Below are 10,624 nucleotides of genomic sequence, written 5' to 3'. Positions count from 1 at the left end.
CGATAGGACCACCCAGGCATTCCTGCAAGGCGCTTCGGTCGTCGATAGCCCCAAAACGCCGGCAACCCACCGCCTCACTGATTCTCATCCTGCCGTTTGGCCCCCTCCACAGGATAGGTCGCGAGGAAGCTGTTGACCGCTGTACCTAATGTCGGAAAAAACGAGTTCTCGCCAAACTGCGTGAAAAGCCCGAATCGCTTCAGTTTGTCCTTGACCGGGTCTTTCATCTCAGCGAGGCACAATTCGATGCCCGCCGCGCGCAAGGTTTCGTCCAGTTCGGCCAACATGTCGGCAGAGGTCACGTCCACACTGGTCATCGGTTCTGCCGCAACGACCACCCAGCGTACCGGCGTAGGCGACGAAGCCACTGCGTCCAGCACCCGTTCATTGAACAACTCGGCGTTGGCGAAAAACAAAGGCGCATCCCAGCGGAAAAGGACCAGGCCGGGAAGAATTCGTGCGTCAGGAAAACGCTTGATGTCATGGTAGCCCTGAAGGTCATCGACACGTCCCAACACCGTGGAGTACGGCCGCCAGCCATCCCACAGGAATTCAATCACCGCAAGCACGATGGCCAGGGCAATCCCCTCGATTGCACCAAACACGGCAACACCGACAGTGCAGGCGATGGACAGCCAGAACTCCCACTGCTGAATGCGATAGATGCGTCGCAGGTCCGTGACCTCGATCAAGCCGATGGCTGATGCGATCACGACCGCCGCCAGCGCGCTGTTGGGCAGGTCCTGCAACAGGTTCGGCGCCACCAGCAACAGCAAGGCAACCGCCAGCGCTCCGACGACACCGGACAATTGGGTTTTGGCGCCTGCGGCCTCAGCCACCGGTGTGCGTGACGAACTGCTGCTGATTGGAAAACCCTGGAAAAACCCGGCCGCCAGATTGGCGACGCCGAGCCCCACCATTTCCTGGTTCGGATCAACGTAAGTACGCGAACGTGCCGCATAGACACGCGAGAGCACGCTGGTGTCGGCGAACGAAACCAGCGCGACGGCGAATCCGCCGATCAGGACCGGGACAATATCAGCTTGAGTGATCCAGGGAATGGCGAACGCAGGCATGCCTTGTGGAAGCTCGCCGAGGACCGATATTCCGTATTTCGTGGCAAGGTCCAGCACACCGACGGCGATGGTTGCGCCTGCCACGGCAATCAAAATACCCGGAATGCGTTTGTGCCCCTTGAGCAACATGATCACCACCAACGTGGCAGCACCGACCGCGAACGTGACCCAGTTGGTTTTTCCGTCCAGCACCGAGGTAATGATCGCCCACATGTTTCTCAGCGGCCCGTCGGACTCGATCTTGAAGCCGAAAAACTTGGGCAATTGGCTGATCAATACGGTCAGCGCAATACCGTTCATATACCCGTAGCGAATCGGTTTGGAGAGCAGTTCCGTGATGAAGCCCAAGCGCGCAATGCCGGCCAGGATACAGACCACCCCCGACACAATCGCCATCATTCCCGCCAGGGCGACGGCACGATATGGATCGCCGCCCGACAGTGGCAGGATCACCGCAAGGATGACGGCCGCCAGCGAAGAGTCCGGCCCCAGCACCAAAATCCGGCTCGGCCCGAATAACGCATAAGCCAGCAGCGGAATGATCGTCGCGTACAGACCATAAATGCCGGGTACGCCCGAGGCCACCGCGTAGGCAATGCCCACTGGCACCAGCATTGTGGTCAGGACGAGTCCGGCGACGATGTCATTTCGCAACCAGCCTATTTGATAGGTGAGCAGCGTATTCAGCCCCGGCAGCCAGCGGCGCCAGCTCTTCTGATCGGCGCCTGCTACCCGATGTGCAATACGACCCGGTTCCGGGGCGGAAGGTACAGAATTCGAATCGCTCATAGACCTGTAACCCCTTGGTGTACAGCGCGTAATGGCTTAGAGGCAGCGGCAGAATTGCCGTGCCCTCCTCTGTTCTTCATCCGCCGAGCGCGACGATCGCTACGATCAGCACCGCGCCGGTGACCGCCATCGCAATCCCGCCTTGCCACGGCTTTGCGCCTGCGTATCGCGCCAGTATCCAACCCGCGATGAACAGCACCACGAGCCCGACCAAATTAGATAGACGAACCGCGAGCGCCGTATCTTCAAGTAACAGGAAAGGCACCACGAGGGGAAAGGTCGATGCCACCACCAACAGAAAAACACCCAGTGCACCCTTGAAATCATCCCAACCAAGCTGCGACTGCACCGACGTGGCGGGGTAGTCAACCAGGCGACTGCGTAACAACTCCAGGGTCTCAGGCTTGGCGGCTGCCGCCAGGTGCGACGGCAGGGCACCCGCCACGAGCGCCTGGCCGGTGGCCGCGTCCGCCGCGCCGACCTTCTCGTATAACGTGCTTTTGCGCGTGCGATCGATCAAGGCTCGCAGTAGATACATCACCGCGTCTGCAAGCCCCCAGGCAAGGTTGCAACCGAGCGAGGCAAACATCATGGTACGTTCAGCTTCCTGGCCCGATGTTGCCACGCTGATCGTTCGGGTGAACGTCATCGCCATGAGCAGGCCGAAGATGACCTCTGTGACACGGTCGACGGGGTCGAGTATTCGTGCCCGCTTCTGTCCTTCGGTGTTTGGCATGCGTCCTACCTCGCTGAAAAAAATCCGTGTGGTGCAAGTTTCATTGACCAAAGCACCACACTTGAGGCGGTGCTTTTTTCGATTTCACTTCATTGTAGTGACAAAAAAAATTGTCGCTGCCAGCGTGCGTGAGTCTCCAAACACAGCACATCTGCCTGTACGCCAAATCTCACGTTGTAGCAGCTGGCGAAGCCTGCGTCCGGCGGTGTTGTTCCTGGAACTGAACGCACGGCATCAGCAACGACTAAGCTTTTACAGGTAAGTCTCGTCTCCCCAGGAGATTGCGATGATCGCCGCGCCCCTTTCTGAACTCGATGCCGCCCTACCCGGTCTGGCCCGCAAGATCCGCGTGCTGGATGCCCTGGCGTGGCCCGATGGCGTCGAAGAAGCCTTCCTGGCGAATTGGCGCAGCGGCCGTGCACAGTTGCCGAAGGTCGAACTGCGACCGCGTGACCACAGCGTCGACATCGCCGCACTGGAATCCTTTGTCGAGCACTGCGATGAGGCGCATCCCGCCGGGAACTACCTCGCCATGACAGCGCGAAGCTATGCCACGGCCGGACGCATGTTGGGGGCCATTGGCACGCCCGCCTTTACTGACTATTCGTCAGCGCTGTACCGGCGCCCGGATTTCCATTACCCACGCCTCAACCTGAGCATGCTCGACGCCGCCCGGTTCTTCCTCAATACCACCGACGCCCTTCTGGGCAGTGCGCGGATTCCACCAAGCCCGGCCGAGATCCCGGCCGAGGCCTTTGCCACTTGGATACAGCCGGAACTGGACCGCTTCTTCGGCGAGGGCCGGATCACGGTCGTGCTCGATTCGACCCTGGCCGCCAAGGCCATCGCCGGGTCGAGCCGCATCCGCCTGCGCGCCAGCGCGTTGTTCTCTGAACTGGACAAGAATCAGCTATTGCAGCACGAGGCGTTCGTGCACGTCGCCACGGCACAAAACGGCGCACGCCAACCCAACCTGAAAAGCCTCGGCCTTGGGGCGCCACGCACGACACAGACCCAGGAAGGTATTGCCACTTTGGCCGAGCTGTTCACCGGCAGCATGGACATCAACCGCTTGCGGCGCCTTGCCTTGCGCGTACTCGCCGTCCAGCAAGCGCTGGAAGGCGCCGATTTCATCCAGGTATTCGAAGGTTTTCTGGCGGCCGGCCAGTCGCAAGAGGAGTCGTTTCGCTCCACCCAACGGGTGTTCCGCGGCGCCGACCTGCACGGCGGGTCGGCGTTTACCAAGGATGCTGCCTACCTGACCGGCTTGATCGGCGTGCATACCCTGCTGCGCATCGCGATCCGCGACAACCGGCCGGAACTGGTCGGCCATTTGTTTGCCGGGCGCCTCAGTCTGGGTGACACCGTTCGCCTGGCGCCCCTGTTCGAGTCTGGCTGGCTCCAGGGGCCGGTCTATCTCCCGGCTTGGGCCAGCGATCTGCGCCTGCTCGCCGCCAACCTCGCCTTCTCTGCTTTTATCTCGCGGATCAAGCTGGATGTGCTCGATCTGGAAGTGCTCATGGCGTTTGCAGACGAGCACGAAACCGATGCCAGCGCCCAGTGATGACGGGGGGCTACGAACTGAATGCTCTCGGTTTGAGCGTCCAGGGCGAATTGAATGAACGTAAATAAATGGCAGAAATTTTTTGTTTGCTACGCTTAGGAAGCGGCATCGAAGCTGAGGCTTGGGGCTGGCAACGTCGGACCTCACTTCCCTGGCATTGATCCACTCATTCCAAACCTGCCTGACCACATGGAGATGCAATGCGCATTCCCTCACTCTACACGTTGTCAGCTGTCCTTATTTTGAGCGGATCTTTCTGCGTATCGCAGGCAGTGATTGCGGCCTCAAGCACGACCTCTGCCGTGCCAGCGCCCGCCAATTCGACGCTTAAAGATGCCGTGTTTACCCAGGAACAGTTGGATCAAATGCTGGCGCCGATTGCGCTATACCCGGATCCACTGCTGGCACAGATACTGATGGCCAGCACGTACCCCGGGGAATTCACCGAGGCAGTCGCCTGGTCTAAAGCCAACCCCAACGCCAAGGGTGACGATGCCGTCAAACAAGTGCAGAACAAACCCTGGGATCCGAGTGTGCAGGCGCTCGTCGCCTTCCCGCAGGTGTTGGCCACGCTGGGACAGGATCCTGTGGCGGTACAACGCCTGGGTGATGCCTTCCTGGCGCAGCCTGACGATCTCATGGCTGCGGTGCAACGCTTGCGTCATCAGGCGCAGGCAGCAGGCAATCTGCAGAGCAACCAATATCAGAACGTGACGGTTCAGAATCATCCAGCACCGGCAGCCACGTCCACAGAGGTGGTTCAGGCCCCAGCCAGCACCATCATTATTCAACCCGCCGATCCACAGGTTGTCTACGTTCCCACTTATAACCCGACAACCACCTACGGCACCTGGCCTTATCCTGCGTCGCCCCCCGCGTACTACCCACCGCCGCCAGCTTATTACCCCGGTCAGGCCTTGTTGACCGGTCTGGCGTTTGGTGCCGGTGTGGCTATCGTCGGTTCGTTGTGGGGTGATTGCGACTGGGGTAATAGCGACGTCGACATCGATGTTGAACGCTACAACAACATCAACGGCAACAACCGAATCAACGTTAATCAGAACAAGTTCCAACATAACGCCGCGCATCGTAACGGCGTTCCCTATCGCGACAGCAGGAGCCGCGAACAGTACGGCCGTCAACTCAACGGTGCCAGTCAGCGTGAGGCCTATCGAGGCGACACGCCTCAGCGAGCCCAGCAGCGTGAAAATGCTCGTAGTTCGATGGACAGGGCCGGTATCGAACGACCTCCCACCACCAACCGCGAAGCCCGTGATCAAGCGCGCGACGCCCAGGCCAGAGGTGTGGACGGCAATCGGGCACAAGGTGGTACGGACAGGGACGCTGCCAGACAGAATGCAGCCAACAGACAAAGAGCCGCTGAAAGACAGGGTGCAACTGACAGACAGCAGGCCGCTAACAGAGGCCAGGGCACTGACCGAACCGCTCGGGACGGTCAGCAACCCAGGAAACAGACCGCTGATGCCAGACAGCGCCAGGGTAACGCTCAGGCGCGACAAACGACGAAAAGTCGGCCGACTCCGCAGGCCGCCAGTAAGGGCAGCGCCCGCAACAATGCCTTCGCCGGCACACGCTCACCGTCCCAAGCCAACGCACAAGCCAATCGTGGCCGGGCCAGCCAGGCATCTGCCCAGCGCCAGAATGCCTCGCGAGGAGCCGGCAAACAGGTCAGTCGGCCTGCCAATCCACCAGCGCGTCAAAGTCAAAGGGGTGGCCGTCGTTGAATAACAATCCTCGAGTGAAGGCACTCATGGGCTTGCTTCGTCAGTCCCTGGCGATAACGGCAGGCGTTGCGTGGTCCTGCATGGTCATGGCCCAGCAGGAATTTGCAACGCCCGAAAAGGCCGCTCAAGCGTTCGTCGAAGCACTGGGTACGCAAAAGGCCGATAACGAACGCCTGACCGAGTTACTGGGTAAAGACTGGCGCAGTTACATCCCTCGCGCAGGCGCGGAGCGCAAAGATGTCGATGCGTTTTTGAAGCTGTACCACGAGAAAAACCACCTGGAAAAAAACAGCGACGGCGAGGCGATCCTGTCGGTGGGAACCAACAACTGGACACTGCCTGTCCCCATCGTAAAAGGCACGAAAGGTTGGCACTTCGACATCAAGGCCGGCAGTGCCGAAATTCGTGCACGTCGAATTGGCCGCAATGAATTCGCCGCTTTGCAATCGGCACAGGCCTATCACGACGCCCAGATGGACTATGCGTCGGTGGATCGTGACGGTGACGGCGCACTGGAGTATGCGCAGAATATCTACAGCGCCCCCGGCAAGCACGATGGACTGTATTGGGCGGACGACGATAGCGGTCAGATCAGCCCGTTGGGTCCCACGTTCGGCAACGCCATCGCCGGAGAACCCTGGCATGGTTACCACTTCCGCATCCTGACTGGCCAAGGTCCTTCGGCACCAGGTGGCGCCTACAGCTATCTGATAGGTGACAAGATGAGCCGAGGCTTTGCACTGATCGCCTGGCCGGCGAAATACGACGATACCGGCGTGATGAGTTTCATGATCAGTCATGACGGCCAGATATTTGAAAAAGACCTGGGCCCCGACAGTGAAAAGGTGGCGCAGTCGATGAAGCTCTTTGATCCGGATGACAGCTGGAAAGAGGTCACGGAAGATCAAGACTAGAACCTGGCAGTAGAACAGCCGTAGCGCCTGATGCCGATCAGTTAAATCGGTAGCGCAATTGTTGTAGCAGCTGGCGAAGCCTGCGTCCGGCTGCGTAGCAGTAGTGAAATCAGACGATGCGCTGATTCAGGAAGACCGCAAACTCAGGTTTTACGACTGCTGCGCAGCCGGACGCAGGCTTCGCCAGCTGCTACGGATCGTATTGCACGGCGTTTGCGACGTTTCCATCAGCAACTGATCCACTACTTGCGACAGAGCGGCTTGAGCATCCTCGGTGCTGGCCAGCGCTCGCTCGAAAATGCTGCGCTGGCGGTCTGCACTGGTACCGTTGCGCAGAATTCGGCGAGCCTGGGAAAAGACGTTTTCCACGCGCAGTTCCCGCGCTGCGTCGCCCAGGATCTGCTCTGCCAGGAAAAGCCACTGCTCAGCCGAGAAGGGTCGGTCGTCGTACCCTTCAACAATGAATGCCCCATGTATTCCAGAGCGTTTCGCCCGCCAACGATTTTCCTTGAGAATCCAATGGGACGCTTGCGACCAGGCCCGGCCCGGCCGAGGTTGATCAATGGCGTCGGCAACCAGCAATCGAAACAATGAGGCAATACACAAGGCATCCTCCAGGCGTGGGCAGGCGTCCGTCATACGCAATTCCAGGGTCGGAAACCTGGAAGCGGGCCGTACTCCCCACCAGCACTCGCTGGCCTGTCTGATGGTGCCGGTACGGATCAGCAAGGCGACGTAGGCCTCATAGGTCGCTTCATCCTCGAAGAACTCCGGAATCCCCATCCTCGGCCACTCATCACACGCCGTCTGCCGGTAGCTCATAAAACCGCTGTCGGCGCCGTCCCAAAAAGGTGAGGAGCTACTCAGTGCCAGCAACAACGGCACCCACGGCAAGACGTGGTTCATGACGCGAATACGATCCACGTATTCCGGCACTTCAACATGTACGTGCAGGCCGGACAGCACGCTACGCCTGGCCACGCGCTGATAGTCTTCAAACAGTTGAGTAAAGTGATTCTGCCGGGTGGGCTCTTGCACACGCCAGTCTGCCAACGGGTGACTCCCGACACACAGCAGTCCAAGACCATAAGACTGGAGCGTGCAGCGCAACGTCTTACGAGCGCTGACAAAGTACTGTCCGGCTTCGGCAATACTGGTGAAGACGGGAGACGCCACTTCGATTTGCCCTTGGAACATCTCATACGCGAAACAATCGCCTATCGCCGCTTTGCACGCGTCGATTGCAGCGCTGGGCGGACGCTCGGACATACGTCGACTGTCCAGATCAGTGATGAAGTATTCCTCTTCAATTCCGAATTTCAGATGCCTGTTCATCGATGTGCCCTGAGTGATAATCCTCCCCTGCTACGGCGAGTAAAAACGCCTGATCGGCCTCGATTCGCAGATCTCGCCACTCTTCCCAACTGACCAAACGCTGGCGATCCATCTCATCCGACTGCCGTAACAGTTCCTCATGCCAGGCCTCAGGCGAGTCCATTCGCAGGGCGATGTTGTCGAGCGCTCGATGCCAGGAATCCAGGGCATAAAGTTTTCGTTCCTGGGCCAGCGTCAGCTGGTTTCTGAAGGCGTTCATGGCAGTGGGATCCCAGAGTTATTTCTGAATGGATCAACAGGATTCGACGTCGGTTCATGGGTGCCGACCAGAGGTGCTGACCTTGAATAACGGGAGGCCTGTTTGGACCTCCCGTTTTTCTTACAGCCCTTTTACGGAGTACCCAATCCTCGAGACAGATCGGCTGGTGCATCGGATGCTTCGTGGTAGTCGCGTTCCGGTTTCATGTCTGCGTCCGCGTGATCCGTGGTTTTTGTCACCGTATCGCGCACCGCTTCAAAACCCTCCCGCGCCTGTTGTTTGACCTTGTCGGCCAGCCCTGCGCTGGTCTTGCCCATGTAGCGTTGCTCGGTCGCTGTCGAGGGTAATGCCGCCCCCAACATGGCCCCCAAAGCGATACCCGCAGCGGCGACCATCAGTGGCTGTTCCTTGAGCAACTGGCTGAGTTGATTGCCCATCATTTGTGTGCTGCGCACCAAACGGTCGCTGGCGTCATGCACGGCATGGCTGACGGTCTCGGTGGCCGCCCCCAGGTTTTCACCCAGGTTCGCCGCTTTGCCTTTCACGCTCTGGTAACCCTCCTTGAGCGTGTCCGCCGTCTGGTGCAGGTGGTCACGCGCACTGTCGATGCCGTCAGCCAGGCCATCGGCCCACTCCCCGACCTTATTGTGATCCGGGTTTGCGGGATAAACCGGGCGTGGGGTCGGCGGACGGTTCTGGCTCATCATCAACCACAGCAGACCCACCGACGTCAGCACCGCAGGAACGGGATTATTGCGCACGCTGGTGCCCAGGTTGGTCAGGAAGGTCGTGCCGTTGTTCTGCATGAAAGACAACGCCTGATCAAAGGCCTGTCCCGGGGTGAATTTGCTTTCCAGGGCATCGACAATGTTGCCGATACTCGCGCGCTGCGCATCAATATCGCGCTCAATGGCCTCGGGGCTTTTCTGCGACTCGTATTCAAATTCACTGTTCATGAGACTCTCCTGCGCAGCGCTTCCTGGTCTTTGTTCAAGGCGTCCAACGTCCGATCAGGCTTCAAATGGGACGGTTCGAACTGTTTTTTTCCGGCCTGCAGCATGGCGAACCCGACGATCATCACCACCACACCGACGATCAGTGCCGCCAACCATGGCGCCATCACGATGCTCAGGCCATAGACGGCGGACATCAACAGGATGATGAACCCCGCCAGCAGCACAATTGCACCGCTCGCCACCCCGGCGATGCCGGCCTTGAGCGTGGTGAGACTGGCCTGGAGTTCGGCTTTGGCCAACGCCAGTTCCTTGGTGAACAGCGCCGGCACTTCGCGGGCCAGCTGACGTAATAGTCCAACGACCGATGCGTCAGGGTCGGGTATGGGAAGCGGCGTTGCACCTGGGAAATTCGGATCTTCTCTGTTCATCACAGTGCTCCATTGAAGTTTGTCGAACCGGGGCTCGAAGGCGTTGCAAAGTCCGAAGGCTGGCCGTGGTCACTGGGTGCCCCCGGCGCGACGATGGTGCCGTGGTCATGACTTTGATCGGTGCGAGAGGGAACGGAGGTTTCGTAGGGGCGTTGCGCGCCAAAACCACCTGAAGCCGGCACGGAGTGGCCTGCTGCCGGATCGCCAGCATCGGGGAGCGTCGCCGCGGGCGCGGCACCGGCCTTGAGAAAGCGCGACAGGCCAAAGCCCAGCGCAATGCTGCCGGCTATGAACAAGGCAGGATTGTTTCGCGCCAGATCGGCGCCGTCATGGAGCAACTGTTCGGCACTCTTGCCACGCAGGTTCCCGGCCAGACCGCTCATGGACTCGGCCATGTCCACCAAGTAATCGGACATGCCCAGCGTGTCCTTGTCCTGCAACTCGGCAACGAAGGATTTCGCCCCTTGGGCCAGCGCCTCCATCTGGTCGGCTGCGGTATCCCGGTATTGACCAAATTGCGCATCCGCCTGCTCTCTGGCGCCGCCCAGTGCCTCTGTCACGTTTTCCTTCAAGTGTTCAAAGCCCTGCTCTGTTCCTCCGTTGTGGGGTTTATCGGGCTGACTCCCGGTTGTGCTGTCTGAAGTAATCATGTCGTCCCTCGCCTTCTGAATGAAAAAGCGTTATCAGGGTTCGCCACGAAATACCCGCAGCCCCCCTCAATCCAGATGACGGGGCGGCGGTGTGGGGAGTTCCAACGGAATGATGAGCGATGCGCTCGAGTTGACGCCTGAAGGGGGCGAGGGAGATCCGTTAAAGAATTTC

The 10,624-nt window shown here is 59.5% G+C and carries 10 protein-coding genes; 3 read left to right on the top strand and 7 right to left on the bottom strand.

All coding sequences use genetic code 11. From position 1 onward, the window contains the following. Positions 1 to 74 precede the first annotated feature (74 nt). Positions 75 to 1,865: a SulP family inorganic anion transporter gene (locus tag AC1DSG_RS06480; RefSeq protein WP_477790130.1), complete on the bottom strand. Its 1,791-nt coding sequence runs from the start codon at positions 1,863 to 1,865 to the stop codon at positions 75 to 77. A 76-nt stretch (positions 1,866 to 1,941) separates the two neighbouring features. Beyond that, positions 1,942 to 2,601, bottom strand: a complete 660-nt coding sequence (locus tag AC1DSG_RS06475) for a hypothetical protein (protein WP_477790129.1) — start codon at positions 2,599 to 2,601, stop codon at positions 1,942 to 1,944. 286 nt (positions 2,602 to 2,887) lie between these two features. Here AC1DSG_RS06475 and AC1DSG_RS06470 point away from each other — a divergent pair, with 286 nt between their 5' ends. From AC1DSG_RS06470 to AC1DSG_RS06460, 3 genes are all read left to right on the top strand, one after another. Further along, positions 2,888 to 4,165, top strand: a complete 1,278-nt coding sequence (locus AC1DSG_RS06470) for a flavohemoglobin expression-modulating QEGLA motif protein (protein WP_477790128.1) — start codon at positions 2,888 to 2,890, stop codon at positions 4,163 to 4,165. 200 nt (positions 4,166 to 4,365) lie between these two features. Further along, positions 4,366 to 5,910 (top strand): DUF3300 domain-containing protein, encoded by a 1,545-nt coding sequence (locus AC1DSG_RS06465; protein WP_477790127.1) that lies wholly within the window; start codon positions 4,366 to 4,368, stop codon positions 5,908 to 5,910. 26 nt (positions 5,911 to 5,936) lie between these two features. After that, positions 5,937 to 6,824, top strand: coding sequence for a DUF2950 domain-containing protein (locus tag AC1DSG_RS06460; RefSeq protein WP_477790126.1), 888 nt, complete (start codon positions 5,937 to 5,939; stop codon positions 6,822 to 6,824). A gap of 150 nt (positions 6,825 to 6,974) precedes the next feature. Here the strand turns inward: AC1DSG_RS06460 and AC1DSG_RS06455 are convergent, their stop codons facing one another. The 5 genes from AC1DSG_RS06455 to AC1DSG_RS06435 form a co-directional block, all read right to left on the bottom strand. Next, positions 6,975 to 8,159 (bottom strand): carboxylate-amine ligase, encoded by a 1,185-nt coding sequence (locus AC1DSG_RS06455; protein WP_477790125.1) that lies wholly within the window; start codon positions 8,157 to 8,159, stop codon positions 6,975 to 6,977. Further along, positions 8,131 to 8,418, bottom strand: a complete 288-nt coding sequence (locus AC1DSG_RS06450; RefSeq protein ID WP_477790124.1) for a hypothetical protein — start codon at positions 8,416 to 8,418, stop codon at positions 8,131 to 8,133. The genes AC1DSG_RS06455 and AC1DSG_RS06450 overlap by 29 nt, the downstream gene beginning before the upstream one ends. A 131-nt stretch (positions 8,419 to 8,549) precedes the next feature. Continuing rightward, complete coding sequence (locus AC1DSG_RS06445; RefSeq protein ID WP_477790123.1) at positions 8,550 to 9,374, bottom strand: DUF3618 domain-containing protein; 825 nt, start codon at positions 9,372 to 9,374, stop codon at positions 8,550 to 8,552. Continuing rightward, a complete protein-coding gene (locus AC1DSG_RS06440) occupies positions 9,371 to 9,802 on the bottom strand; it encodes a phage holin family protein (protein WP_477790122.1) in 432 nt (143 codons plus the stop codon). Before AC1DSG_RS06440 ends, AC1DSG_RS06445 begins: the two co-directional genes overlap by 4 nt. Further along, on the bottom strand, positions 9,802 to 10,452 hold the full coding sequence (locus tag AC1DSG_RS06435) for a hypothetical protein (protein WP_477790121.1): 651 nt from the start codon (positions 10,450 to 10,452) through the stop codon (positions 9,802 to 9,804). Before AC1DSG_RS06435 ends, AC1DSG_RS06440 begins: the two co-directional genes overlap by 1 nt. Positions 10,453 to 10,624: the final 172 nt, after the last annotated feature.

This window comes from Pseudomonas sp. P5_A12 (assembly GCF_056400685.1).
This window is presented reverse-complemented; position numbering and strand designations above follow the sequence as displayed.

Coding starts and splice junctions, on each gene's coding strand:
- AC1DSG_RS06480 (WP_477790130.1), bottom strand. CDS start 1,865: ATGAGCGATTCGAATTCTGTACCTTCCGCCCCGGAACCGGGTCGTATT.
- AC1DSG_RS06475 (WP_477790129.1), bottom strand. CDS start 2,601: ATGCCAAACACCGAAGGACAGAAGCGGGCACGAATACTCGACCCCGTC.
- AC1DSG_RS06470 (WP_477790128.1), top strand. CDS start 2,888: ATGATCGCCGCGCCCCTTTCTGAACTCGATGCCGCCCTACCCGGTCTG.
- AC1DSG_RS06465 (WP_477790127.1), top strand. CDS start 4,366: ATGCGCATTCCCTCACTCTACACGTTGTCAGCTGTCCTTATTTTGAGC.
- AC1DSG_RS06460 (WP_477790126.1), top strand. CDS start 5,937: ATGGGCTTGCTTCGTCAGTCCCTGGCGATAACGGCAGGCGTTGCGTGG.
- AC1DSG_RS06455 (WP_477790125.1), bottom strand. CDS start 8,159: ATGAACAGGCATCTGAAATTCGGAATTGAAGAGGAATACTTCATCACT.
- AC1DSG_RS06450 (WP_477790124.1), bottom strand. CDS start 8,418: ATGAACGCCTTCAGAAACCAGCTGACGCTGGCCCAGGAACGAAAACTT.
- AC1DSG_RS06445 (WP_477790123.1), bottom strand. CDS start 9,374: ATGAACAGTGAATTTGAATACGAGTCGCAGAAAAGCCCCGAGGCCATT.
- AC1DSG_RS06440 (WP_477790122.1), bottom strand. CDS start 9,802: ATGAACAGAGAAGATCCGAATTTCCCAGGTGCAACGCCGCTTCCCATA.
- AC1DSG_RS06435 (WP_477790121.1), bottom strand. CDS start 10,452: ATGATTACTTCAGACAGCACAACCGGGAGTCAGCCCGATAAACCCCAC.